General features: G+C 71.8%; 22 protein-coding genes and 1 tRNA gene. 7 read left to right on the top strand and 16 right to left on the bottom strand.

Features of this window, described 5'->3' with window-relative positions; genetic code table 11:
• Positions 1–168 precede the first annotated feature (168 nt).
• The 8 genes from ACWER9_RS28325 to ACWER9_RS28290 all read right to left on the bottom strand — a co-directional run bounded on the left by ACWER9_RS28325 (position 169) and on the right by ACWER9_RS28290 (position 7913).
• Positions 169–1497, bottom strand: coding sequence for a sulfate adenylyltransferase subunit 1 (locus ACWER9_RS28325; RefSeq protein ID WP_452304706.1), 1329 nt, complete (start codon positions 1495–1497; stop codon positions 169–171).
• A complete protein-coding gene (gene cysD, locus ACWER9_RS28320; RefSeq protein WP_452304705.1) occupies positions 1497–2408 on the bottom strand; it encodes a sulfate adenylyltransferase subunit CysD in 912 nt (303 codons plus the stop codon). The genes ACWER9_RS28325 and cysD overlap by 1 nt, the downstream gene beginning before the upstream one ends.
• A 75-nt stretch (positions 2409–2483) precedes the next feature.
• Positions 2484–3314, bottom strand: a complete 831-nt coding sequence (locus ACWER9_RS28315) for an inositol monophosphatase family protein (protein ID WP_452304704.1) — start codon at positions 3312–3314, stop codon at positions 2484–2486.
• A 131-nt stretch (positions 3315–3445) separates the two neighbouring features.
• Positions 3446–4036, bottom strand: coding sequence for an aminoacyl-tRNA hydrolase (gene pth, locus ACWER9_RS28310; protein WP_452304703.1), 591 nt, complete (start codon positions 4034–4036; stop codon positions 3446–3448).
• 94 nt (positions 4037–4130) lie between these two features.
• On the bottom strand, positions 4131–4829 hold the full coding sequence (locus tag ACWER9_RS28305; RefSeq protein ID WP_452304702.1) for a 50S ribosomal protein L25/general stress protein Ctc: 699 nt from the start codon (positions 4827–4829) through the stop codon (positions 4131–4133).
• Positions 4830–5159: 330 nt separating this feature from the next.
• On the bottom strand, positions 5160–6140 hold the full coding sequence (locus ACWER9_RS28300) for a ribose-phosphate diphosphokinase (RefSeq protein WP_139584190.1): 981 nt from the start codon (positions 6138–6140) through the stop codon (positions 5160–5162).
• A gap of 58 nt (positions 6141–6198) precedes the next feature.
• Positions 6199–7731 (bottom strand): bifunctional UDP-N-acetylglucosamine diphosphorylase/glucosamine-1-phosphate N-acetyltransferase GlmU, encoded by a 1533-nt coding sequence (glmU, locus tag ACWER9_RS28295; RefSeq protein WP_452304701.1) that lies wholly within the window; start codon positions 7729–7731, stop codon positions 6199–6201.
• A 110-nt stretch (positions 7732–7841) separates the two neighbouring features.
• Positions 7842–7913, bottom strand: a tRNA-Gln gene (locus ACWER9_RS28290).
• Between the two features lie 311 nt (positions 7914–8224).
• On the opposite strand from ACWER9_RS28290, the gene ACWER9_RS28285 reads away from it, so the two are divergent.
• Both ACWER9_RS28285 and ACWER9_RS28280 read left to right on the top strand, forming a co-directional pair.
• Positions 8225–9190 (top strand): acyl-CoA desaturase, encoded by a 966-nt coding sequence (locus ACWER9_RS28285; protein WP_452304700.1) that lies wholly within the window; start codon positions 8225–8227, stop codon positions 9188–9190.
• Positions 9191–9413: 223 nt separating this feature from the next.
• Positions 9414–10112: a TetR family transcriptional regulator gene (locus ACWER9_RS28280; protein WP_452304699.1), complete on the top strand. Its 699-nt coding sequence runs from the start codon at positions 9414–9416 to the stop codon at positions 10110–10112.
• A 5-nt stretch (positions 10113–10117) separates the two neighbouring features.
• Here ACWER9_RS28280 and ACWER9_RS28275 read toward each other — a convergent pair whose 3' ends face one another.
• The 6 genes from ACWER9_RS28275 to ACWER9_RS28250 form a co-directional block, all read right to left on the bottom strand.
• Positions 10118–10594: a DUF4383 domain-containing protein gene (locus ACWER9_RS28275; protein ID WP_452304698.1), complete on the bottom strand. Its 477-nt coding sequence runs from the start codon at positions 10592–10594 to the stop codon at positions 10118–10120.
• A gap of 205 nt (positions 10595–10799) precedes the next feature.
• Positions 10800–11255 carry a DUF4383 domain-containing protein gene (locus ACWER9_RS28270; RefSeq protein ID WP_452304697.1) on the bottom strand — a complete coding sequence of 152 codons (456 nt, stop codon included), beginning with the start codon at positions 11253–11255 and terminating at the stop codon, positions 10800–10802.
• A gap of 101 nt (positions 11256–11356) precedes the next feature.
• Entirely contained in the window at positions 11357–13162 is a 1806-nt protein-coding gene (locus ACWER9_RS28265) for an ABC-F family ATP-binding cassette domain-containing protein (protein WP_452304696.1), read from the bottom strand.
• 120 nt (positions 13163–13282) lie between these two features.
• On the bottom strand, positions 13283–14230 hold the full coding sequence (locus ACWER9_RS28260; RefSeq protein ID WP_452304695.1) for a 4-(cytidine 5'-diphospho)-2-C-methyl-D-erythritol kinase: 948 nt from the start codon (positions 14228–14230) through the stop codon (positions 13283–13285).
• Positions 14231–14316: 86 nt separating this feature from the next.
• Positions 14317–15186 carry a 16S rRNA (adenine(1518)-N(6)/adenine(1519)-N(6))-dimethyltransferase RsmA gene (rsmA, locus tag ACWER9_RS28255; protein WP_452304694.1) on the bottom strand — a complete coding sequence of 290 codons (870 nt, stop codon included), beginning with the start codon at positions 15184–15186 and terminating at the stop codon, positions 14317–14319.
• The gene (locus tag ACWER9_RS28250) at positions 15180–16079 is read right to left on the bottom strand and encodes a TatD family hydrolase (RefSeq protein ID WP_452304693.1); all 900 of its coding nucleotides are present in this window, start codon (positions 16077–16079) and stop codon (positions 15180–15182) included. The genes rsmA and ACWER9_RS28250 overlap by 7 nt, the downstream gene beginning before the upstream one ends.
• Before the next feature lie 129 nt (positions 16080–16208).
• Between ACWER9_RS28250 and ACWER9_RS28245 the strand changes: the two genes are divergently transcribed.
• Positions 16209–17456 carry a hypothetical protein gene (locus tag ACWER9_RS28245; protein ID WP_452304692.1) on the top strand — a complete coding sequence of 416 codons (1248 nt, stop codon included), beginning with the start codon at positions 16209–16211 and terminating at the stop codon, positions 17454–17456.
• 44 nt (positions 17457–17500) lie between these two features.
• Here the strand turns inward: ACWER9_RS28245 and metG are convergent, their stop codons facing one another.
• Positions 17501–19303 carry a methionine--tRNA ligase gene (metG, locus tag ACWER9_RS28240; protein WP_452304690.1) on the bottom strand — a complete coding sequence of 601 codons (1803 nt, stop codon included), beginning with the start codon at positions 19301–19303 and terminating at the stop codon, positions 17501–17503.
• A 158-nt stretch (positions 19304–19461) separates the two neighbouring features.
• On the opposite strand from metG, the gene ACWER9_RS28235 reads away from it, so the two are divergent.
• Positions 19462–20544 (top strand): hypothetical protein, encoded by a 1083-nt coding sequence (locus ACWER9_RS28235; RefSeq protein WP_452304689.1) that lies wholly within the window; start codon positions 19462–19464, stop codon positions 20542–20544.
• 14 nt (positions 20545–20558) lie between these two features.
• Here the strand turns inward: ACWER9_RS28235 and rsmI are convergent, their stop codons facing one another.
• Positions 20559–21398, bottom strand: a complete 840-nt coding sequence (gene rsmI / locus ACWER9_RS28230) for a 16S rRNA (cytidine(1402)-2'-O)-methyltransferase (RefSeq protein WP_452304708.1) — start codon at positions 21396–21398, stop codon at positions 20559–20561.
• Positions 21399–21608: 210 nt separating this feature from the next.
• On the opposite strand from rsmI, the gene ACWER9_RS28225 reads away from it, so the two are divergent.
• From ACWER9_RS28225 to ACWER9_RS28215, 3 genes are all read left to right on the top strand, one after another.
• Complete coding sequence (locus ACWER9_RS28225; RefSeq protein WP_452304707.1) at positions 21609–23201, top strand: dolichyl-phosphate-mannose--protein mannosyltransferase; 1593 nt, start codon at positions 21609–21611, stop codon at positions 23199–23201.
• 362 nt (positions 23202–23563) lie between these two features.
• Positions 23564–24847 carry a VWA domain-containing protein gene (locus ACWER9_RS28220; protein WP_452304688.1) on the top strand — a complete coding sequence of 428 codons (1284 nt, stop codon included), beginning with the start codon at positions 23564–23566 and terminating at the stop codon, positions 24845–24847.
• Complete coding sequence (locus ACWER9_RS28215) at positions 24847–25629, top strand: peptidase (RefSeq protein WP_452304687.1); 783 nt, start codon at positions 24847–24849, stop codon at positions 25627–25629. The genes ACWER9_RS28220 and ACWER9_RS28215 overlap by 1 nt, the downstream gene beginning before the upstream one ends.
• The last annotated feature ends 78 nt before the right edge of the window (positions 25630–25707 follow it).

The raw sequence follows: 25707 nt of genomic DNA, 5'->3' as shown, positions 1-25707 counted from the left end.
GCGCGGCCGCTGCTGGGACGACCGCGACCGCTGTGCGGGGCGTAAGATTCGGGCCCGAACTGACGCAAACCTCTTGATCACCGGGCAGGGCGAGGGCAGGAGGCAGGGCGGGGCGGGGCGGGAGCCGGGAGCCGGGACCGGTTCGGCGGGTGCGGGTGGGTGGGTGGGCTAGCCGGCTTCGACGATCATGGCGGCGCCTACCGTGCGGTTGGTCGCCTCGTCGATGATGACGAAGCCGCCGGTGGTGCGGTTGCGGCGGTACTCGTCGGCAAGCAGCGGCACAGTGGTGCGCAGTCGTACCCGACCGATCTCGTTGAGCCGCAGTTCGTCGGCCGACTCGTCGCGGTGCAACGAGTTGATGTCCAGGCGGTAGTGCAACCCACGGACGATGGCCCGCGCCGACCGGGTGGTGTGCTTGATGGCGTACTTGCCGCCGACCCGCAGGGGCGCCGTCTCGTCCATCCAGCAGACCATCGCCTCGATGTCCTGGGCGACCGTCGGCGCGTTGTTCGGCCGGCAGATCAGGTCACCTCGGGAGATGTCGATCTCGTCGGCGAGTCGTACCGTCACCGACATCGGTGGGAACGCCTCCGCGACGGGCCCGTCGGCGGTCTCCACCGCGGCGATCCGGCTGGTGAAGCCGGAGGGCAGCACCATCACCTCGTCGCCCGGCTTGAGCACCCCGGAGGCGACCTGACCGGCGTAACCGCGGTAGTCGGTGACAGTGGTGGACTGCGGACGGATCACGTACTGCACCGGGAACCGGACGTCGACCAGATTGCGGTCGCTTGCGATGTGCACCCGCTCCAGGTGGTGCAGCAGCGACGGTCCCTCGTACCAGGGCATGTTGTCCGACCGGGCGACGATGTTGTCGCCGCGCAACGCGGAGATCGGCACCACGGTCAGGTCCGGTACGTCGAGCTTCGCGGCGAACGCGGTGAACTCGTCGGCGATCCGCTCGTAGACCTCCTGCGACCAGTCGACCAGATCCATCTTGTTGACACAGAGGACCAGGTGCGGCACCCGCAGCAGGGAGCACAGGAACGCGTGCCGGCGGGACTGCTCGACCAGGCCCTTGCGCGCGTCCACCAGGATCAACGCCAGGTCGGCGGTCGACGCCCCGGTGACCATGTTGCGGGTGTACTGGATGTGCCCGGGGGTGTCGGCGATGATGAACTTGCGCCGGGGGGTGGCGAAGTAGCGGTACGCCACGTCGATGGTGATGCCCTGCTCGCGCTCGGCACGCAGACCGTCGGTCAGCAACGCCAGGTTGGTGTACTCGTCGCCGCGGGCCGCGCTGACCGCCTCCACGGCGGCCAACTGGTCGGTGAAGAGCGACTTGGTGTCGTAGAGCAGCCGCCCGATCAGGGTCGACTTACCGTCGTCCACGCTGCCGGCGGTGGCGAACCGGAGCAGGTCCATCGCCCGGGCCTCCGGCCCGGTCCCGGTGACAGGCCGCGCCTGCGCGTTCGCGGACGCCACGATCTCGGTGCTCATCAGAAGTAGCCCTCCCGCTTGCGGTCCTCCATGGCGGCCTCGCTGACCCGGTCGTCACCACGGGTGGCGCCGCGCTCGGTGATCCGGGTCGCCGCCACCTCCTCGATGACCTTCTCCACGGTGTCCGCGTCGGAACGGACCGCGGCGGTGCAGGAGGCGTCGCCGACGGTGCGGTAGCGCACCTGCGCCTTGAACCGCTCCTCGCCCGCGCGGGGGCGGAAGAACTCGTTGACGGCGTAGACCATGCCGTCCCGTTCGATGACCTCGCGCTCGTGCGCGTAGTAGATCGACGGTAGCGGGATGCGTTCCCGGGCGATGTAGTGCCAGACGTCCAGCTCGGTCCAGTTGGAGAGCGGGAAGACCCGGATCGACTCGCCCTGGTGGTGCCGGCCGTTGTACAGCGACCACAGCTCGGGCCGCTGGTTCTTCGGGTCCCACTGACCGAACTCGTCGCGGAAGCTGAACACCCGCTCCTTGGCCCGGGCCTTCTCCTCGTCCCGGCGGGCGCCGCCGAACAGCGCGTCGAAGCGGTGCTTCTCCACCGCGTCCAGCAGCACCGGCGTCTGGATCCGGTTGCGCATGCCGTCACCGGACTCCCGAACCATGCCGCTGGCCAGGGCCTCCGGCACGCTCGCCACCACGAGGTGCAACCCCAGCTCGGCGACCCGTTGGTCGCGGTATTCGAGGACCTCGGGGAAGTTGTGCCCGGTGTCGACGTGCATCACCGGGAAGGGGATGTTGGCCGGGGCGAACGCCTTCTGCGCGAGCCGCAGCATGACGATCGAGTCCTTGCCACCGGAGAAGAGCAGCACCGGGCGTTCCATCTCGGCGACCACCTCGCGCATCACGAAGATGCTCTCCGCTTCCAGGGCGTCCAGGTGGGAGACCTGATACGCCGCGGGGGTGGTCATGACACCGGCTCGATTCGCTCGCTCATCCGATTTCCAGACCTTTCCGGTCGGGCATGTCAAGAAAGTTGGCTCAGGCTACCCGGAATGTTTCTGCAGCGCTGCAAGCAACCGGGTGGCGAGATCCTTGCGACAGACCAGTAGGTCGGGCAGGCGCGGATCCGCCTCGTTGTATTTCAGCGCAGAACCGTCGATCCGGGAAGCGTGCAGTCCGGTGGCCGTCGCCACAGCGACCGGGGCCGCCGAGTCCCACTCGTACTGCCCACCTGCGTGGATGTACGCGTCCACCTCGCCGGTGACCACGGCGGCGATTTTCGCTCCGGCCGAGCCCATCGGCACCAGGTGCGCGCCGACGTCCTCGGCCAGGTCGGTCAGGAAGACCGGTGGCCGGCTCCGGCTCGCGGCCAGACGGATCTTCCGCTCGCCGGCCGTCGCCGCCTCCACGGTCATCGGCGGGTACGCCGGCGGGTAGTCCGTGCCCAGCACCCGGTGCTGCGCCGGCAGGCCCACCGCCCCGGCGACCAGCCCGTGCGGGCTCGGCGCGTTGCGCGCCCAGAGCGCCACGTGCACCGCCCAGTCCGAGCGGCCCTCCTCGGAGAACTCCCGGGTGCCGTCCAGCGGGTCGACGATCCACACCCGGTCCGCGGTCAACCGGGACACCGCTCCGGTGTTCACCTCCGCGGCCCAGGCCAGCCGCGACCCCTCGTCCTCCTCGGAGAGCACCGCGTCACCCGGACGCCACTTCGCCAACTCTGTGCGGATCAGGTCGTGCGACACCTTGTCCCCGGCCGACTTCAGCGCGCCGGCGTCGGCGAAACCCATCTCCGTGCGCAGGTCGAGCAGCGCCTGCCCGGCTCGGGACGCCAACCATCGGGCGAACGCGCCATCGATCATCGGAGGACTGCTCATCTGCCCGCTCCCGTCGCCTCACCGCGCTGCCCGCACGGGCCGATCCGCCGCGACTCGCGTCGCCGGTCGCGGCACGCCGAAAGGCGCAGACTACCGGCCCGTCGTCACCGATCCGGTACGCCCCGCCCGGCTCAGCCGCCGTGGTAGAGGTTCTGGGTCGGCTCCACGCCCTTGAGGATCACCGACTCCACCATGTCGGCGGCCCGGTCCACCAGGAAATCAAGCTCCTTGCGCTCCGCCGAGCCAAAATCCGACAGCACGTAATCGGCTGGGTCCTGTCGACCCGGCGGTCGGCCGACGCCGAACCGCACCCGGGCATAGTCCTTCGTCGCCAGGGACTTCGACATCGAGCGCAGGCCGTTGTGCCCGCCCTCACCGCCGCCGAACTTGACCCGTACCTGGCCGAACCCGATGTCCAGCTCGTCGTGCACCGCGATCACCTGTGCCGCCGGCACCTTGTAGAACTGCGCCAACGCCGCGACCGGCCCGCCAGAAAGATTCATGTACGTCAGTGGCTTGACCAGCACCAGCTTCGGGCCGCCAAACCCCAGCCGCGCCTCGGCCACCTCGGCGACCGCCCGCTTGTGCCGCCCGAAACGCGCACTCACCCGCCCGGCCAGCAGCTCGGCCACCATGAAACCGACGTTGTGCCGGTTCCCGGCGTACTCCCGACCCGGGTTGCCCAGGCCGACCACCAGCCACGGCCCCGCCTCGTCCGTCACGACCCGCCCCTTCCGACACCCAACGCAGCGACTCCCGATATGCCGACAGGCGCCCCCGAACACCCGGGGACGCCTGTCGCACAGTACGAACCGATCAGGCCTCGGTGCGCGCCTCGGTGGTCTCGTCGCCCTCGGCGGCCGGAGCAGCGTCCGCGCCCTCGGAGCCCTCGGTGACCTCGCCGGTCTCGGCCTCGGCCTCGTCGGTGGCGACCTCGATCTCGGGCAGCGTCGCCTCGAGCTGCTCGGCGGTCGGGGCGGCGGTCACCGATGCGACGGTCAGCTCCGCGTCGGCGGCCAGCTCGACGCCGGCCGGCAGCTCGACGTCGCCGGCGGTCACCTGGGTGCCCGCCTCCAGGCCCTCGATCGACGCCTCAAGGTGGTCGGGGACCTTGGTGGCGTCCGCGGTCACCGAGAGGGTGTCGTGGTCGTGCACGATCAGGGTGTCGCGGGCGGCCTCGCCGGTCAGCTGGACCGGGACCTCGACGGTGACCTTCTCGCCCCGGCGAACCAGGATCAGGTCGACGTGCTCGAAGGTGTCGCGGATGGGGTCACGCTGGATCGCCTTCGGCAGCGCCAGCACCTGGGTGCCGTCGGTGATGTCGATCGCGAAGAGCTGGTTGGCACCGCCCTTACGGATCGCGGCGGCGAACTCCCGCGACGGCAGCGCGATGTGCTTGGGCTTCTCGCCGTGGCCGTACAGCACGGCGGGCACCTTGCCGGCCCGGCGGGTACGGCGGGCACCACCCTTGCCGAACTCGGTACGGGGCTCGGCGCTGATCTTTACCTCGGACACGGGGAAACTCCTGATGCTTTTCGCTGCGGCGGCTTGTCGTCTAACGGTGCTGGGGCGAGGGGCTCGCTGGGGCTCATGCGTCATGAACGACTGCCCGGAGCACCGCGTCGATGACGGTGCCTCCGTGCGGCGCTCTTCAGCGGCCCGCCGGGCACCCTCGCCGTGGCAACCGCACTAGTCTACCCGAGCGGTTTCCAGCGTTCCCGGCAGTCCCCGATCAGGGCTCAGGACCGGCGCGTCGGCGGGTTCCCGCAAGCGCGCCGGCCCCTTCTCCGCGCGGTGCGAGCCCCGTCCCCGCCGGGTGTGACGCGGCGGGAACGGGGCTCAGGCTCAGCTCAGGCCACCGAAGAGGGTGGTCACCGAGCCGTCGTCGAAGACCTCCCGGATCGCCCGCGCCAGCAGCGGCGCGATCGACAGAACGGTGAGCTTGTCCAGCTGCTTCTCCGGCGGGAGCGGCAGGGTGTTCGTCACCACGATCTCGCTGATCGAGCTGTTCTTCAGCCGCTCGATGGCCGGGTCGGAGAGCAGCGCGTGGGTGGACGCGACGACGATCTCCGCCGCGCCCGACTCCTTGAGAATGTCGGCGGCCTTGGCGATCGTGCCCCCGGTGTCGATCATGTCGTCGACGATCAGGCAGACCCGGCCCTCCACCTCACCGACAACCCGGTTCGCCACCACCTGGTTCGGCTTCATCGGGTCGCGGGTCTTGTGGATGAACGCCAGCGGGCAGCCGCCCAGCCGGTCGGTCCACCGCTCGGCCACCCGCACCCGGCCCGAATCCGGCGCCACCACGGTCATCGGCCGGCCGGCGTACCTGTGCTCGACGTACTCGGCCAGGATGTCCATCGCGAAGAGGTGGTCCACCGGGCCGTCGAAGAAGCCCTGGATCTGCGCGGTGTGCAGGTCGACGGTGAGGATGCGGTTCGCGCCCGCGGTCTTCAGCAGGTCCGCCACCAGGCGGGCCGAGATCGGCTCCCGACCGCGGTGCTTCTTGTCCTGGCGCGCGTACGGGTAGAACGGCAACACCACGGTGATCCGCTTGGCCGACCCCCGCTTCAGCGCGTCCACCATGATCAGGGTCTCCATGACCCAGGTGTTCACCCCGTGCGTGACGGACTGCACCACGAAGGCGTCCGAACCACGCACCGAGTCCTTGAACCGTACGAAGATCTCGCCGTTGGCGAACTCGTACGCGTCGGCCGGGGTCGGCGCGACGCCGAGCACCTCGCCGATCTCCTTGGCCAACTCCGGAAAGCCACGTCCGGAAAAGAGCATCAGGCTTTTGCGGTTTTCGGCGACGATGCTGCCCATGGGCCCGTCTGCTCCCGTTTTGTCGGCGGTACCCGACCCGGTGGTGGTGGGTCAGGGACTATTCGGTTGCAGTATCTCCCGGGCCGGATGCGCCGCCCACCGTCTCGGCCACCCCGTGCATTGCCTCACTGTCGCTTGCGGCACCGGCCGCTCCCGACGCACCCTTCGCGTCGCGGGCTCGCTGCGCCGCCTCCGCCGCAGCCGTGCCGGCGCGCCGCTTCACCACCCAACCCTCGATGTTGCGCTGGCGGGCCCGGGCGACACCCATCGCACCTGCCGGCACGTCGTCGACGATCACCGAACCGGCCGCCGTGTACGCCCCGTCGCCCACCTCGACCGGCGCCACGAACATGTTGTCCGCGCCGGTCCGGGCGTGGCTGCCGATGACCGTGCGGTGCTTGTTGACCCCGTCGTAGTTCACGAAGACCGACGCGGCCCCGATGTTCGTGTGCTCGCCGATCGTCGCGTCGCCGACGTACGTCAGGTGCGGCACCTTCGACCCGGCGCCGATCTGCGAGTTCTTCACCTCGACGAACGTGCCGACCTTGGCCTTCTCGGCCAGTTGGGCGGCCGGCCGCAGGTACGCGTACGGCCCGACGGTCGCGCCCGCGCCCACCTCGGCGCCGACCGCGTGGCTGCGGAGCACCGACGCGGCGGGGCCGACGATCGTGTCGATCAGGGTGACGTCCGGCCCGATCGACGCGCCCGCGCCGACCACCGTGGCGCCGCGCAGCTGGGTGTTCTGGTCGACCACCGCGTCCCGGTCCAGTGCGACAGTCACGTCGATCCAGGTGGTGGCGGGGTCGAGCAGGCTCACGCCGGTGCGCATCCACGCCTCGTTGACCCGGTCGCGCAGCAGCCGGCGTAGCGTCGCCAGCTCCACCCGGTCGTTGCAGCCAAGCGTCTCGACGTGGTCCACGGCGACGTGCACCGCCACCGGCTCGCCGGCCGCGCGGAGCAGGCCGAAGACGTCGGTCAGGTACTCCTCGCCCTGGTCGTTGTCGGTGGAGAGCTTGCCCAGCGCCTCGCGCAGCCGCACCGCGTCGAACGCGTAGATGCCGGCGTTGATCTCCCGGATCGCGCGCTGCGTCGGGTCGGCGTCGCGTTCCTCGACGATCTGCTCCAGGTGGCCGTCGGCGTCCCGGACGATCCGGCCGAGGCCGGTCGGGTCGGGCACCTCGGCGGCCAGCACGGTGGCCGCCGCGGCGGCCTCCTCGTGCGCGGTCACCAGCGCGCCCACCGTCTCGGGTCGCAGCAGCGGCACGTCCCCGTTGATCACGACGACGGTGCCGGCACCGTCGGGTACGGCGTCCAGCGCGATCCGCACGGCGTGCCCGGTGCCGAGCTGCTCGGCCTGGAGCACCGGCGTGGCGTCCGGGGCGACCTCGGACAGGTGCGCCCGGACCTGGTCGGCGCCGTGCCCCACCACGACGACGGTGCGGTCCGCGCCCAGCGGGGCGGCGGCGCTCAGCACGTGACCGAGGAGGGTCCGACCGAGCAGGGGGTGCAGCACCTTGGGCAGTGTCGACTTCATCCGCTTGCCCTCACCGGCGGCGAGTACGACGACGGTACGGAGGTGGGGCTGGGGCACGACGTGGCTCCCGTCGGGACGGCGGACACTCTCGCGGTCATGCTAGCCGCGAGGCCCGGCACGTTCCCCTCTTACCCCCACCGGGCCCGAAAACGGACGTAGATGGGCAGCTCGGCCGCCAGGGTTCGAACCTGAAATACGGGTACCAAAGACCCGGGTGTTGCCAATTACACCACGGCCGATCAGCGACGCGAGAGCGTCGCACGGGGATGGAGATCCCGCCGCTACACCTTAGCGCCCCGGCTGCCGGACGCCAGCGCTCATCCGGCCGCATTGCCCGCGGTCGACGCCGCCGACCACCCGGGGGTGACCGGACATCGACCCGGCGTCTCTCTCCCGACCCGACCCAGGCCCGCCCCCACTGCGGACTGACCTGCGACTTCGAGCGGTGACGCGAAGGCGATTCGAAACTTCCCCGTGCGATCTACGGTGCCGTAAGTTACGGTGACGTAGGCGTAACTTAGTGATCGTCACCATCCCCCTGCGAGGTCCCATGTCTACTGCTCTGCTCGATTCCAACACCGCCGCACCAGGCCCCAAACCCCTCACCGACGGCAGCCAGTCCCCCGGCATCCTGGCCGCCCTCTGGGCATTCGTGGTGATCCCCTTCGTCGCCCTGCTTGTCGCCGTACCGGTGGCCTGGGGTGGCTGGCTCGGCTGGACCGACGTGATCATCGGCCTGGTCTGGTATGTCGTCTCCGGGCTCGGCATCACCGTCGGCTTCCACCGCTACTTCACGCACGGCTCGTTCAAGGCCAAGCGGTGGCTACGGGTGACCCTGGCGGTCGCGGGTTCGCTTGCGGTGCAGGGCGAGATCATCCAGTGGGTGGCCGACCACCGACGCCACCACGCCTTCTCCGACCTGGAGGGTGACCCGCACTCGCCGTGGCGCTTCGGCACCAGCTTCTGGGCGTTGACCCGGGGCCTGTTCCACGCCCACGTGGGCTGGCTGTTCCGCCGGGAGTTGTCCAACCGCGAGCGTTTCGCACCGGACCTCATCGCGGACCGGGACATCAGCCGGGTTGACCGACTCTTTCCCGCGCTGGTGGCCATCTCGCTGCTCGGCCCGGCGCTCATCGGCGGCCTGGTGACCTGGTCCTGGCAGGGCGCGCTGACCGCGTTCTTCTGGGCCGGGCTGGTCCGGATCGGCCTCCTGCACCACGTCACCTGGGCGATCAACTCGGTGTGCCACGTCTACGGCGAGCGCCCGTTCGCGATGCGCCAGGGCGACCGGGCGTCGAACTTCTGGCCGCTGGCGATCCTGTCGTTCGGCGAGAGCTGGCACAACCTGCACCACGCCGACCCGACCAGCGCCCGGCACGGCGTGTTGCGCGGTCAGGTGGACATCTCCGCCCGGGTGATCTGGGTGTTCGAGAAGGTCGGCGCGGCGACGCAGGTGCGCTGGCCAAAGCCGGAGCGCCTGGCCGCGAAGCTCGTGAAGCCTGTCGCACCGCGCTGAAACCGGGCGGTGCACGGGGATGTCGCCTGGCAGGATGGCCGGATGACCGAGCCATGCGGGGGGACCGGGCGGCTCGGCGAACGGGGGCCGGGCCCGATCCGGGTACGGTCGAACGGCGCGTCAGGGCGGTCGGACCGCCCGACAGTGAGGCGACGACGTGAACGGGCACAGCGGAGGCACCATTCCACGGCAGGGCGTCACCGAGCGCCAGCAAGGCGGCAACATGCCTGAGGTCAGCGACGACGCGGCGGCGGCTGTCGGCGGCCGACGGGCGACGCCGACGGCGGCACCGAAAGCCAAACCGGCTTCCCGGGTCCGCATGTCGGCGGCCCAGCGACGGGAGCAGTTGATCGCCACCGGCCGGCAGCTCTTCGCCGAACGCGGTTTCGACGCCACCTCCATCGAGGAGGTGGCGGCCCGCGCCAAGGTCTCCAAGCCGGTGGTGTACGAGCACTTCGGTGGCAAGGAAGGGCTCTACGCGGTGGTGGTGGACCGGGAGGTCCGGGCCCTGTTGGACCGGATCACCACGGCGCTGACCGCCGGGCATCCGCGCGAGCTTCTCGAACAGGCGGCGCTGGCCCTGCTGGGTTACATCGAGGAGGAGACGAGCGGTTTCCGGGTGCTGGTCCGCGAGTCACCGCTGATGTCCGGCACAGCCAACTTCAGCAGCGTGATGAACGACGTGGCGCATCAGGTCGAGCACATCCTCGGTGCCGAGTACAAGAGCCGGGGGTACGACCCGAAGCTCGCCGAGCTGTACTCCCAGGCGCTCGTTGGCATGGTGGCGCTTACCGGTCGCTGGTGGCTGGAGGTGCGCAAGCCACGCAAGGAGACGGTGGCGGCGCACCTCGTCAACCTGGCCTGGAACGGGTTGTCACACCTGGAGGCGAAGCCGACGCTGATCACCGCTCGGCGGCACTGACCCGATCAGCGGCGGTGCACGTCGGCCACCGGGTGCTTGCGGTTCTCCAACTCGGCCTCGGCGGACTCTGGCGGGCCGACCTTGTCGTACAGGCCGGTGCCGAGCAGGATCAGGCCGAACAGCATCGACACGACCACCGTCGACATCGAGAAGTTGAGGAAGTTCGCCTCGGTCTGCAGCACCGACATCATCAGGATGCTCGTCACCAGGAACACCACGCCGGCAGTCAGGTTCATGTAGTGGCCGAGGTTGGTCTTCCGCGAGGCCCCGATGATCAGGACGATCCCGAAGATCACCGAGGCGAGCGAGAAGGCCAGGTTGGTGCGGAGCCCGAGAGCCCAGGTGCTGTTGCGGGCGAAGAGCGGATCACCGATCGTCTCGGCCACGCCCCACACCCCGAAGACCAGGATGTAGACGCCGACCAGCCCGGAGAGGACCCGGTAGAGCGGCCGTGCCGGATGGTTGACCGGAAAGTGCGGCATAGCCCTGCCCCCTGACGTGACCGATTCAGGGGAATTGTCACCCAGGGCAGACCCAACTGTCCGAAGAACCCCAATGCCGGAAGCTCCGCCGAGAGGCTGGACCAGATCAGGTTTTCCGCCGGAGCCCGAGCTGCGCAGGGATCAAGCCTGACCGCCCGGAGCAGATCGGGCTCCGGCGAAAACCCACAACCGCAACCAAGAAAGCTCAGAGAACCAGCCGAGCCTTCTGGAACGCCTCCGCCTCGTCCTCGGTGCCGACCTTGCCGTACATGCCGACCATGAGCAGGACCAGGGCAGCCGTCATGACCACGATCACCGTGGTGATGCTGAAGTTGAAGATGTTGGCGTCGGTCCGGATGAACGCGAGACCGGCCAGGCTGACCACCATGAGGCCGTACGCCAGCCACTGGTTGATCGCCACGTCGATGTTGCGGCCGAGCGCGGTGCCGACCAGCACGACGACCCCGAGCAGCACGCTGAGCAGCGAGAAGCCGAGGTTGGTGCCCTGGCCGAGGACCCGGGTGTCGTCCTGGGCGAGGATCTCGTTGCCGGTGCTCGCGATGATGCCGAGCACACCGAAGACGACCAGGTACAGACCGGTGAGCCCGCCGATCGCCCGGTAGATCGGCCGCGCGGGGTGGTTGACGGGGGTGTGGGCCATGTCTGTGTCTCCAACGCCGTGGGGTAGGTGTCGCTGACGATTGTCTCGCACGTGGTGGTGTGACGCCGCACACGGGGCCCGGGGCCGGCGCGCCCGGTCGGTCAGCTCTCCGGCAGGTCCTCGGCGAGGGTCATCCAGCTCTCCTCGATCCGCTCCCGTTCGGCGCGCAGATCCTTGAGCTGGGTGTCCAACTCGGCGACCTTGGCGTAGTCGGTGGCGTCCGCCGCGAGCTGGTCGAGAAGCGTGGTCTCGCGCTGGTCGAGCTTGCCGAGTTGCCGCTCCAGCCGGGTCAGCTCCTTGCGGGCCTGGCGGACCTCGGCGGCGGACATGCCACCGCCCGAGGAAGCGGCGGACGCAGAGGTCGAGGCCACGCCCGCCCGAGACGAGCCGGCCCGCTCGGCGGTCCGCGCGAGGTACTCGTCCACGCCGCCCGGCAGGTGCACCAACCGGCCGTCGCCGAACATCCCGTACGCCGAGTCGGTGACCCGCTCGATCAGGTAACGGTCGTGGCTGGCCACGATGATCGTGCCGGGCCACGAGTCGAGCAGGTCCTCGAGCGCGGCGAGGGTGTCCGTGTCCAGGTCGTTCGTGGGCTCGTCGAAGAGCAGCACGTTCGGCTCGCCGGCCAGCAGCCGCAGCATCTGCAACCGGCGGCGCTCCCCACCGGAGAGGTCGCTGACCGGGGTCCAGAGCCGGCGGTCGTCGAAGCCGAACACCTCGGCGAGCTGGGACGCGGAGACCTCCCGGTCGCCGAGCTGGACCCGCCGGGCGACCTCCTCGACGGCTTCGAGCACGCGCAGGTGCCCGGGCAGCTCGGACAGCTCCTGGGAGAGGAACGCGGGCCGAACCGTGGACCCGGTGCCGAGGCGGCCGCCGTCGGGGCGGGTGATGCCGGCGAGCATCCGCAGCAGCGTGGTCTTGCCGGCGCCGTTGGCGCCGAGGATGGCGATCCGGTCACCGGGGCCGACAAGCCAGCTGACGTCGCGCAGGATCTCCTTCGGGCCCGCGTGCAGCTCGACCTTCTCCAGCTCGTACACCTGCTTGCCGAGGCGCGACACCGCCATCCGCTGCAACGACATGGTGTCGCGCGCCGGCGGCACGTCGGCGATCAGCGCGTTCGCGGCGTCGATGCGGAACTGCGGCTTGGAGGTCCGGGCGGGTGGGCCACGGCGCAGCCAGGCGATCTCCTTGCGGAGCAGGTTCTGCCGGCGGGCCTCGGTGGCGGCGGCGACCCGCTCGCGCTCGGCGCGGGCGAGGGTCCAGGCGGCGAAGCCACCCTCGTAGGCACGGACGGTCTGGTCGGCGACCTCCCAGGTGGTGGTGCAGACCGCGTCCAGGAACCACCTGTCGTGGGTGACCACGACCAGGGCGCCCTTGCGCCCGACCAGGTGCCGGGCCAGCCAGTCGACACCGCCGACGTCCAGGTGGTTGGTGGGCTCGTCGAGGATGAGCAGGTCGGCGTCGCGGACGAGCAGCGCGGCGAGCGCCACCCGACGGCGTTCGCCACCGGACATCGGACCGACCGGCTGGTCGAGGCCGAGGTGCGGCATCCCGAGGCCGTCGAGGATGGCCCGGACCCCGGCGTCGCCGGCCCACTCGTGCTCCGCGCCCATGCCCTCGGCGAGCCAGGCGGTGCCGAGCACCACGTCCCGGACGGTGGCCTCGGGGGCCAGCGTGAGCTGCTGCGGCAGCCACAGCGCACGCAGGTCACGACGGTGGGTCACCCGGCCGTCGTCGGGGTTTTCCTGCTTGGTGAGCAGCCGCAGCAGGGTGGACTTGCCGGCGCCGTTGAGGCCGACCACGCCGATCCGGTCGGCGTCGTCCAAGCCGAGGGAGACGTCCGTGAGCAGCCTCCCGGCGGCGCCGTACCCCTTGGACACCCGGTCCAGATTGACGATGTTCGCCACGATCCACCCTTCATGATCAAGGCGCCCCGGTGCCGGCGGGCACCTGGACGCCTGCACCAAGGGTACGCGGACACCCCGGACGCCCGCGCCGCGCGCCGGCAGCCCCGGTGGGACGCCTCGTCAGCCCACCCGGGCGCCGGCGACCGGACCGAACGCGACCCGCGCCTCCCGGCAGACACCCGCGGCCGTCAACTCGGCGGCGATCCGCTCCGCGTCCGCCCCGTCGGCGGCGAGGAACACGCAGGTCGGGCCGGAGCCGGAGACGATGCCGGTGAGCGCGCCGGCTTCCTCGCCGGCCTTCAGGGTGTCGGCGAGCGCCGGGCGCATGGCCAGCGCGGCGTCCTGGAGGTCGTTGCCGAGCGTCCGGGCGAGCACCCGCGGGTCGCGCTGACGCAGCGCGCCCAGCAGGTTGTCGGTGCTGCCCAGCGGGGCGCCGGCGGCACCGGAGTCGCGCAGCCGATCCAGTTCCCGGTACGCGGCCGGGGTGGACAGGCCGCCGTCGGCGATCGCCACCACCCAGTGCCAGGAGGTGGGACGGGCCAGCACGGGGCTGATCGCCTCGCCCCGGCCGGTGCCCAGCGCGGTGCCGCCGTAGATCAGGAACGGCACGTCGGAGCCGAGGTCGGCGGCGATGCTCGCCAACTCGTCACGGGACAGCCCGGTGCCCCAGAGCGCGTCGCAGGCCACCAGCGCGGCGGCCGCGTCGGCGCTGCCACCGGCCAGCCCACCGGCGAGCGGGATCTGCTTGCGCAGGTGCAGACGAGCGTGCGGCAACACCCCCGCGTACCCGGCGAGGGCGTGCGCGGCGCGGATCACCAGGTTGGTGTCGTCCAGGGCCAGCTCGCCGGTGCCCTCACCCTCCATGGTCAGGGCGAGGGTGTCGCCCCGGCGGGCCGTCAGCTCGTCGTAGATCGAGATGGCGTGGTAGATCGTGTTCAGCTCGTGATAGCCGTCGCGGCGCAACGGGCCCACCCCGAGGTGCAGGTTGACCTTCGCGGGCACCCGCACCCGCACGGGGCCGATCGCCCCGCGTCGCTCGTCGTCGTCCGGTCGCCAGGCCTCGGTCACCGGGTGATGTCCCGCAGATGCAGGCGGATGTCGAACGGCTTGGCCACGATCAGCTCCTCGGCGTCCTGGGCGGGCACGGCGTCAGCCTACTTCGCGGCCGGCGTACCGACCGGAGCCGACGCGGCGATGGCGGCGAACTGCTCGACGGTCAGTGACTCCCCGCGGGCGCCGGGGTCGACGCCGGCGGCGGTGAGCGCCGCGGCGGCCCGGTCCGCGCCGCCGGCCCAGCCGGCCAACGCGGCGCGCAGCGTCTTGCGGCGCTGCGCGAACGCCGCGTCCACCACGGCGAAGACCCGCTCCCGGGGTACGTCGGTGCGGGGCGGCTCGTGACAGGTGAAGGCGACCAGGCCGGAGTCGACGTTGGGCACCGGCCAGAACACGTTCGGTGGCACCTTGCCGGCGCCCCGGGCCTGGGCGTACCAGGCGAGCTTCACCGACGGGATGCCGTACACCTTGGAGCCGGGACCGGCGACGAGCCGGTCGGCGACCTCCTTCTGCACCATCACCAGGCCGCGTCGCAGGGTGGGCAGCACGGCGAGCAGGTGCAGCACCACGGGCACCGCGACGTTGTAGGGCAGGTTCGCCGCCAGCGCGGTCGGCTGTGGTTCGGCCAGCTCGGCGGCGGCGATGCGCAACGCGTCCGCGCGGTGCACGGTGAGCCGGGCGGCGTCGGCCCCGGCGTGCCGTGCGACCGTCTCCGGCAGCGCACCGGCGAGCACCGGGTCGATCTCCACGGCGTGCACGTGCCCGGCGACCGGCAACAGCCCCAGGGTCAGCGAGCCCAGCCCCGGACCCACCTCCAGGGCCACGTCGTCGGGGGTAAGGCCGGCGGCGGTGACGATCCGGCGCACGGTGTTCGGGTCGTGCACGAAGTTCTGGCCCAGCTTCTTGGTGGGCGCGACGCCCAGCCGGGTGGCGAGTTCCCGGATCTCCGCCGGGCCGAGCAGGCTCACCACGGGCCGAAGGCCCGCTCGCCGGTGGCGGAGATGGCCGCGCACAGGTCGTCGAGGTCGGTGCCGGTGGTCGCGGCGAGCGCGCGGACGGTGAGCGGGATGAGGTACGACGCGTTCGGCCGGCCCCGGTACGGCATCGGGGTGAGGTACGGGGCGTCGGTCTCCACGAGCATCTGGTCCACCGGAGTGAGTGCGGCGGCCTCGCGCAGCGCGCTCGCGCTGCCGAAGGTGACGGTGCCGGCGAAGCTCAGCAGGTAGCCGCGGCGGACGCAGTCGCGGGCGAAGTCGGCGTCACCGGAGAAGCAGTGCAGCACCACCCGGTCCGGTGCGCCCTCGTCGTCGAGGATCCGCAGCACGTCGGCGTGCGCGTCGCGGTCGTGGATCACCAAGGTCTTGCCGTACCGCTTGGCGATGGCGATGTGCGCCCGGAAACTCTCCTCCTGGGCGGCACGCCCCTCGTCGCCGGTGCGGAAGAAGTCCATCCCGGTCTCGCCGATCCCCCGGACCCGGTCGCGGGCAGCGAGCGACTCGATCTCCCGCAACGCCTCGTCGAGGTCGCTCAGCCGGGGCGCCTCGTTGGGGTGCAGCGCCACGGTGGCAAGCACGGCGGGGTACTCGTCGGCGGTGTCCGCGCCCCACCGGGAGGAGGCGACGTCCACCCCCACCTGGACCAGCCGGTCCACGCCCACCTTCGCGGCCAGCGCGATGGCCACGGCGACCGGGTCGTCGGCCGCCCCGCCGCCGGGCACACCGGCCTCGCTGACCGTGATGTCCAGGTGGGTGTGGCTGTCCAGCACCGCCCGGGGCAGCGACTCGGGGGCGGGCGGAAACTCTCCGGCCCGCCGGGCGGCACGCTCGCGGCGGGATTCAGTGGGCTCGCTCATCAGCGACAGCATCACACACCGGGCCTGTCCATCTGCCCGCCACCCGACGTTCACCTCGACTACGTCGCGCGACTCTACCGTCGCCACCGAGCGGACGCGACAGCGTGCGGACCTCATCCGATCGAGCAGGGAGGTGACGGCATGAGCGTCACCCCCCAGGCCGGTGGCACCGCCGGCGAACGCACCGGACTGCACGTGGCCTTCGGCGGCGGCGTGTACCCGGCCGAGGAGATCGCCAGGGGCGCCGCGTACGAGTTGTTCAGCGCCGACGAGGTGACCGGCTTCGAGTGGGCGCCCCGGCCGGGAAGCGCCCTGCCGTGGCGGCGTTTCGTGCACGTCACCGAGGTGACCGCGGTGCACGGGGCCACCGAGCCGGCCGACGAGCCGGAGACGCCGCTGCTGATGCCCGCTCACCGCGAGCGGGGCTGGGCGTACCTACACCAGCTCAGCCAGCAGCCGACCGCGGCGGGTGACCCGATGCTGGCGATGGCCCGCGCGTCGGCGGTGGTCCGGCGGGGCACCCGGATGGTGAAGGTGCTCTCGGCCCAGCAGCTCGCCGGCTACCTACGCGGCTGGCTGCCGCACGGCTTCTGCTACCGGGAGCACGATGTGGCGCACCTGCGTACTCCGGCGACGACGACGGTGCTGCGTACCGATGGGGACGCCGGCCGGAACGGCCCGGAGGTGGCGTACGCGCTGCGCTGGCGCGCGTCCGACCCGGGCGACTACGACGTGCCGGTTGGCCCGGCACACCGCGGCCTGACCGCGCTCGCGGCCCGGGACCGGCTCGGCGCCCCGGTGCTGGGCACCGGCTTCGTGCCAAGCAACGGTCAACTCATCCCGGAGTTCGTCACCCGGGACTTCGCCGACCTGCCGATGCCGGCGAACGCCTCCCTCATCGCCTACCCGGCGGAGGGGGTGGAGGTGGTCCTCTACACCTATCAGGCCGAGCAGCGCGGCTGGCTGCGGATGGTGGGCCCACAGTGGCGACACCTGCTGGCCGGGGTGGCGGGTCTGTCCCCGGACCAGGAGTACGTGCCGAACGCCGACGTGCCCCGCTCCACTCAACTGGTCGGCATGTACGGCGAGGACGAGTACGAGGCGGTCGCCGACCTGCCCGGCGGGTTCCGGGTGCTGGCGATGACCCGGGCGGCCCGTTACCCGGTGGACGCGGTGGCGCGTCGGGTCCGGTTCGCCCAGTGGCGGGGCGTGCCGTGCCTGGTGCTGCGGGAGGAGGCCGGCTGGCTGCGGGTACGCCTGCGCTACCCGAACCCGGACACCGTGGTCACGACCGGCGCGCAGTGTCAGGAACGTGGCGTCTACGAGGCCTGGGCGCCGGGCGCCGAGGTGACCGACGACCAGGTGATGGACGCCCGGTATTCGATGTGACGACGCGCGGCGGCGGGGACGTCCCGCCGCCGCGCGTCGTGCGGTCAGTCGGACAGCCGGGCCAGTTCCTCGTCGACGATCGACGGGTCGAGCTTGCGGAACACCGGCTTCGGCGCGGCCAGCGGGCGGCCCGCCTCGATCGACACCGACTCCCAGCGCGCGCCGACCGTGTAGTCCCCGGTGAGCACCGGGTACGCCGGACCGCCGTCCAGGTCGTCGACCTGCTCGATCACCGGCATCGGCGCGTGCACGCCGGTGCCCCCGAGCAGTTCGTGCACCTGCTGCGCGGAGTGCGGCAGGAACGGGGTGAGCAGCGTGTTGGCGTCACTGATCACCTGGAGGGCGACGTGCAGGATGGTGCCCATCCGGGGCTTGTCCGCCTCGTCCTTGAGCTTCCAGGGCGCCTGCTCGGACAGGTACTTGTTGGCCTCGGCGACCACCTTCATGGCCTCACCGATCGCCTGCTTCTGCCGGTGCCGGCCGATCAGGTCGCCGACCGTGCCGAACCCGGCCCGCGCCACCGCCAGCAGCGCCTCGTCGGCCTCGGTGAGCCCGGCCGGGTCGACCGGCGGAATCACCCCGAAGTTCTTCGCGGCCATCGAGATGCACCTGTTGACCAGGTTGCCCCAACCGGCGACCAACTCGTCGTTGTTGCGGCGCAGGAACTCGGCCCAGGTGAAGTCGGTGTCGTTGCTCTCCGGGCCGGCGGCGGCGATGAAGTAGCGCAGCGCGTCGGCGTCGTAGCGCTCCAGGAAGTCGCGGACGTAGATGACCACCTTGCGGGACGACGAGAACTTGCGCCCCTCCATGGTCAGGTATTCGCTCGACACCACCTCGGTGGGCAGGTTGAGCCGACCCAGCTGGCCCGGCTCGCCGTCGCGGGAACCCTCCCCGGAGTAACCGGAGAGCAGCGCCGGCCAGATCACCGAGTGGAAGACGATGTTGTCCTTGCCCATGAAGTAGTAGGACTGGGCGTCCTTCCCCGCGCCGTCGGCGGACCACCACCGCCGCCACGCCTCCGGGTCGCCGGAGCGGCGGGCCCACTCGATCGAGGCGGACAGGTAGCCGATCACGGCGTCGAACCAGACGTAGATCCGCTTGTTCGACCGGTCGCGCCAGCCGTCGAGCGGGATCGGCACGCCCCACTCCAGGTCCCTGGTGATCGCCCGGGGCTGGAGGTCGTCGAGCAGGTTGCGGGAGAAGCGCAGCACGTTGGGCCGCCACCCCTCGCGGGTGTCCAGCCACTGCCGCAGCACCTCGGCCAGGGCCGGCAGGTCCAGGAAGAAGTGCTCCGTCTCGACGAACTTCGGAGCCTCCCCGTTGATCCGCGACTTCGGATCGATCAGGTCGATCGGGTCGAGCTGGTTGCCGCAGTTGTCGCACTGGTCGCCGCGGGCGCTGTCGTACCCGCAGATCGGGCAGGTGCCCTCGATGTAGCGGTCGGGCAGCGTGCGCCCGGTGGACGGGGAGATCGCGCCCATGGTGGTCTTCGGCACGATGTAGCCGTTGCGGTACATCCCCTCGAACAGCTCCTGCACCACCGCGTAGTGGTTGCGGGTGGTGGTGCGGGTGAACAGGTCGTAGGAGAGACCGAGGCCGTGCAGGTCCTCGACGATCACCCTGTTGTACCTGTCGGCCAGCTCGCGCGGGGTCACCCCGTCGGCGTCCGCCTGCACCTGGATCGGGGTGCCGTGCTCGTCGGTGCCGGAGACCATGAGCACGTCGTGGCCGGCCATCCGCATGTACCGGGCGAAGACGTCGGAGGGAACGCCGAAACCGGAGACGTGGCCGATGTGGCGGGGGCCGTTGGCGTACGGCCAGGCCACTGCCGCGAGAACGTGACTCATGAGCAGCAAGCCTAGTGACCCGTCCGGGGCGTCCGCGAACCAATGGGGGGTGCCCCACCGCCGGACCGGGCCGACCGCCTCGCCCGTTGGTCCGATTTGTCGTCGACACGCGGCTCAGCTGCCCGTTTCGCCTCCCGCAGCGGTGTGCAATGAACGTCGTGACGGGCAGACGAGCGGCGCGGGACCACGAGGACCGTCCCACCGGACCGGCGGTCGGCGACGACGTGGGGCCCGAGCCCGCCGTGCCTCGGGTCACCGGGGTCGCTCCCCAACCCCGGCTGGTGCCCGGCACCGACCCCGGTAGGCAGCGACCCACCCCGGCTGGGCGGTCCGCCACCCCGGCCCGCCCGACGCCTGCGGCGCCGTCGCCCACCCCGGCCCGTCCGACTCCGGCGGCACCCGTGCCGAGCCCGGCGCGGCCCGCTTCGTCGGGCCCACCGGCCGGCTCCGCGCCCGCCAGCTCCACGCCCGCCAGCCCGGTGCCCGCCGGCCCTGAGTCCGTCGAGGTGGAGCCGACCACCGGCGCGCCGGTGGACGCGGTGCCGCGGCGGGTGCCGGTCCGGAAGCAGGGTCGCCGGCAACGGGAGCACCGGCCCGACGGTGACGCGCCGGACGACGACGGCGGGGCGTTCTGGGCTCCCATCGAACAGGTGCACTGGGACGGCACCCCGGTCCGCAAGGACCCCGCCCCGCAGCGGGTGTACGGCTTCCGGTGGGCGCAGCGCCGGGCACCCCGGCGTACGCCACCACCGCCGGATCCCCTGCCCGGGCTCGCCGCGCTCGTGGTGCTGAGCCTGGTCACGGCCTTCTTCGCCTGGGTCAGCGCCGGCCCGTTCTGGCTCGCGGTCGGGCACGCCCGGACGGGCACGGTGGTGATCGACGCCTGCACCGGCGGCGGGCTCACCCAACGCTGCCGGGGGATCTTCACGGCCGAGGACGGGCGGTTCGTCGCCCATGGTGTCCGGGTCAGCGGCGTGCCCGTCGACGGGAGCGCGGCCGGTACGCCGCTGCCGGCGCGGATGACCGGCCCGGACAGCGGCACCGCGTACGCGGACGTCGGCCTGGGCCGACACCTGCGCTGGCTGCCCGGTCTGCTGGTGGTGCTGGGCTGCGCCGCCGGCATCGTCAGGTGGACCGGATCGGCCCGACTGCCGGGCCGCCGGCACCGTCGCTGGGCGGTGGCCGCCGCCATCGCCGGCCCCACGCTGATCACCGTCGGCTTCCTGGCCGCCGCGTGGTGACCCGACCACCTCGGTCAGCTGTGCACGATCGTGTAGACCTCCCGACGGCGCAGCGCGTACTCCGTGGCGACGTCGGTGATGGCGTCCCGGCGGGACCGGCCGGCGGCCTCCCGCTCGGCGACGGCGGCGCGCAGGGTGTCGTCGTCGGGGCGTTCGGCGGCGGTCACCGGCGCTCCGGCCACCACCAGGGTGATCTCTCCGCGCGGGTCGCCCTCGGTGGCCCACCGGGCCAACTCGCCGAGCGGGCGGCGGAGCACCTCCTCGTAGGTCTTGGTGAGTTCGCGGCAGAGCGCGGCCGGCCGGTCCGCACCGAATGCGTCGGCCAGGTCGGTGAGGGTCGCCCCGATCCGGTGCGGCGCCTCGAAGAAGACCAGGGTGCGCTCCTCGGCGGCGAGCGCGCGTAACCGGGACCGACGGCCGCCGGGGGTGCGGGGCAGGAAGCCCTCGAAGCAGAACCTGTCGCAGGGCAGCCCCGAGACGGCGAGCGCGGTGGTGACCGCGCTCGGCCCGGGGGCGACGGTGACCGGCGCCCCGACGTCCAACGCGGCACGGACCAGCCGGTAGCCGGGGTCGGAGACGCTCGGCATCCCACCGTCGGTGACAAGCGCCACCACGTACCCGGCGAGGATGGCCTCGACCAGCTCGGGGGTGCGCCGCTCCTCGTTGCCCTCGAAGTAGGAGACGATCCGACCGCCCGCGGTGAGGTCGAGATCGCGGGCCAGCCGGGTGAGTCGCCGGGTGTCCTCGGCGGCGACCACGTCGGCGCTGATCAGCACCTCCCGGAGCCGGGCCGAGGCGTCGGCGGGGTTGCCGAGCGGAGCACCGAGCAGGACCAGGCGCCCGACTTCGGACATTTCACCCACAGATTCGTCTCCTTCATTGACTGGGAATACCGCTATCGGGGACGACGGACGCCACCGGACACCTTGGCAGCCTACGATCGCCGGGTGACGAGTGCGTCGACAGCGCAGAGCCCGAGCGCCGATCCGGACAAGATGATCCAGGTGCAGGGTGAGCCCAGTGCCTCCCAGGAGCCGACGGCGCCGAGCGCCGAGGGCGGCGGGGTGGCCGCCGTGGTCCGGCGACGGTTCGCCACCGTCGACAGCCAGATCGATCGGTTCTCCTGGCTGGCCACGGCGGTGGTGGTGGCAATCGCCGCGATCGTGCGCTTCGTCGGGCTGTCCAGCCCGAAGGGCAAGATCTTCGACGAGACGTACTACGCCAAGGACGCCTACGGGCTGATCTCCCGGGGCGTGGAGTGGAACTACAAGGACAACGTCCCGTCGTACGTGGTGCACCCTCCGCTGGGCAAGTGGCTGATCGGCGTCGGCGAGTGGGCCTTCGGCTACCAGGACGCGGATTCCAGGGTCTCCGTCCCCGGGCACCTGATGACCACCGCGCCGGAGTTCGGCTGGCGCTTCTCGGCGGCCGTGATCGGCACGCTGTCGGTGCTGCTGCTGGTCCGCATCGGCCGGCGGATGTTCCGGTCCACGGTGCTCGGCTGCGCGGCTGGCCTGCTGCTCGCCCTGGACGGCTTCCACCTGGTGCTGTCCCGGGCGGCGCTGCTCGACATCTTCCTGCTCTTCTTCGTGCTGGCCGCGTTCGGCGCGCTGGTGCTCGATCGGGACGCCCGCCGTCGACGCTGGGCGCGGGCTCTTGACGACGGGCTCGATCCGAGCCAGCCGGGTCGCGCCGGCCGGCCGCCGACCGGTTGGCGCACCTGGCCGTGGTGGCGACTTGCGGCCGGGGTGCTGATCGGCTGCGCCTGCGCGGTCAAGTGGAGTGCCCTCTACTTCGTGCCGGCCTTCGCTCTGCTGGTGATCTTCTGGGAGGTCGGCGTCCGCCGCTCGGCGGGGGCCCGCCGGCCCTGGCGCGACACGCTCGTCGACGAGCTGCCCTGGCTGGTGCTCGCGGGCGTGCTCATGGTCGGCACCTACCTCGCCACCTGGTCGGGTTGGCTGCTCACCGACGACGGTTACTACCGACTCGCGTCGGCCTACCCGAGCGCCCCGCTCAGCGACCGCCCGGTGATCGGCCCGCTGATCAACCTCTTCGAGTACCACCGAGCGGCGTACGGCTTCCACGCCCAACTCGACGACGCGCACAAGTACCAGTCCTGGCCGTGGCAGTGGTTGCTGCTGGGTCGGCCGGTGGCGTTCCACTGGACCAACAACGGCACGTGCGGCGCGTCGAGCTGCGCCTCCGAGATCCTGCTGCTCGGCACTCCGCTGCTCTGGTGGTCGTTCCTGCCCGCCCTGGTGGCGCTGGTCTGGCTGGGTGTGGCCCGTCGGGACTGGCGGGCCGGCGCGATCCTGCTGACCGTGGCCGCCGGGCTGCTGCCGTGGTTCTGGTTCGCCCTCGACGGCCGGACGATGTTCTCGTTCTACGCCGCGCCGGCGGTGCCGTTCCTGGTGCTGGCCGTGGTGTACGTGCTGGGCGCGCTGATCGCACCCGACGGGGGTGACGTGGGGGCCGTGACGCCGCTGGTGCCAGGTGACCCGAGCTATGAGCGCCGACTGGTGGGCAGCATCGCGGCGGGGGCGTACGTGCTGCTGGTGGCGCTCTGCTTCGCGTACTTCTATCCGATCTTCGTCGGCAAGTGGATTCCGTACTCGGACTGGCTGTCGCGAATGTGGCTCGACGGTCGGTGGATATAAGCATCGCCAGGCGACGCGCCGCACAGCGCGACGGAAGAAGGGCCCGCACGCCGAGCGTGCGGGCCCTTCTGACGAAGACGCGCGCCCCGATCGCCTGCCACGGGGGAAGCGGGCGATTGGGGCGCGCATGAGAAGCTTAACCACCACGCACCACCGGCACAACGGGTCGACTTGGGTCAGATTTCCGACGGATGCCGGCCGGGCCGACACCTCCCCTCACACAGTTGACCGAGGGTGACCCGGCGTGGACCCTGAGCGCGGGCGCGGCCGGTCGGAGGTGGTCGCGGCTGGGCCGGAGCCGCCGCTTCCGCACGCCTGCACCCAAACGATCATCCAAAGTGGATCTCACTACACTGCGGATCGTGATCAACTTCAGACGATCGACGGCGGTCCTTCTCGGGCTGCTGGCGACCACCGCGCTCGCCGGGCCCGCCCCGGCCCGGGCCGACGAGGAGCCGGCGCCCGAGCCACCCCGGGTCGAGCTGGTGCTCGACGTCAGCGGGTCGATGCGCGCGGCCGACATCGACGGACGCACCCGGATCGCGGTCGCCCAGCAGGCCTTCAACGAGGTGGTGGACGCGCTACCCGAGGAGACACAGCTCGGCATCCGGGTGCTCGGTGCGACCTATCGCGGCAAGGACAAGAAGGTCGGTTGCCAGGACACACAGCAGATCGTGCCGGTCGGCCCGGTGGACCGCGCCGCGGCGAAGGCGGCGGTGGCGACGCTTCGACCGACCGGGTTCACCCCGGTGGGGCTGGCGCTGCGCTCCGCCGCACAGGACCTGGGCACCGGGTCCACCACCCGACGGATCGTGCTGATCACCGACGGCGAGGACACCTGCGCCCCGCCGGACCCGTGCGAGGTGGCCCGGGAACTGGCCGCCAGGGGCACCAGCCTGGTCGTCGACACCCTCGGCCTGGCCCCCGACGAGAAGGTCCGCCGGCAGCTGCTCTGCATCGCCGGCGCGACCGGTGGGACCTACACCGCCGCGCAGAGCGCCGAGGAGCTGACCGACCGGATCAAGCAGCTCGTCGAGCGGGCCGGCGACACGCACACCCGGGCACCGACGGTGGTGGGCGGCACGAGCGCGTGCGACTCGGCGCCACTCCTGGCCCCCGGCGTCTACGCCGACCGGGAGACGTTCTCCGAGCACCGCTACTACCGGGTGCCGATCCGCCCCGGGCAGGAGCTGCGGGCCTCGGTGAGCATGGCGCTGGACCGAGCCGTCAACCGCGACTACGGGGTGCTGCTGCGGGCCACCGCAGCCGACGGTCGGGAACTCGTCCGGGGCGCGGACGCCGGCAGCGGACGGGCCGACGTGCTCTCCGCCGGGCTGCGCTGGTCGGCCAGCGCCGACGACGAGGACGAGGCCGAGCCCGAGGAGAGCGCAGCGCCGGTCGTCGAGCCCACCACCGTCTGCCTGGTGGTGAGCAACTCGTTCGCCCCGCGTCCCGGGACCGCGGCGACCCCGGGCATGCCGCTCGAGTTGACCATCGACGTGGTCGCCGCCGCCCCCGCCCCGGACGGGCCGGACCTCGGCCGGGGCTGGGTGCTGCTCGCCCTGCTCACCGTCGCCGGGCTGATCACCGGCCTGCTCGCCGGCCTGCTCACCCGCTGGTGGGTCGCCACCTGGAGGGAGAACTGATGCGTACCGCACTGTTCCGGTCGATGGCGGCGCTGCTCGCCGTCGGCGGGGTGGCCCTGGTGCCCGCCGCGGCCGCCGCCGCGCCGACCCCCTCCCCGGGTGCCACGCCGGTGAACCGCGCCGGCACGTCGTTCCTCACCGCCACCCCCATCACCGCCGGGCAGCCGGTACGGGTGGACGCCTCGATCGGCGACCACCTCTACTGGTCGTTCCCGGCGGCGGCCGGCCAGGTGCACGAGATCACCGCCACCGTCACCTTCCCGAAGGGGCGCAGCGGCGGCTCCACGTGGACCGTGGACGTCTTCGACGGGCTTCGCCGACGCCAGGCGTGCACGGCGGGGGCACAGACCCCGACCGTGGACGCCAAGGCGTCGAACCTGACGCTGGGGTGCACGCTGCGCGAGGTACGACCGTGGGCCGAGCCCTGGTCCGCCGACCCGCTGCCCGGCACGTACGTCATCCGGCTCTCCGTGATCGACCTACCGGAGCCGGATCTGGGCGCGCCGATCGACGTCGACCTGCTGGTCGGCACCGTCGCCGACCGGGGCTCCTCGGCTGACGACGGCGAGCTGGCCGCGCCGCTGGTGCCGAACACCAAGGCCGGCACGGTGCTCAACGCCGTACCCCCGGTGGAGGCGGACGCCGACGACGAGGCCGGCTCGCTGACGGACTGGCTGCCGGACCTCGGCTCGCGCTGGGTCTGGACCGGCATCGGTGGAGCGCTCGCCGCGGTGGCTGGCGTGTTCGGCTTCGCGGTGACCCGGCGCCCTCGACGTCGCTGAGCGACAGACGAGGTCGACGACGAGGCGGCGGCGCCCGCCGGCCGGGCGTGAAGGAGACCACGATGCGCGTGATCGGTC

Source organism: Micromonospora sp. NPDC003944 (assembly GCF_053605225.1).
The sequence above is the reverse complement of the archived record's forward strand: the minus strand, read 5'-3'. Positions and strand labels throughout refer to the sequence as shown.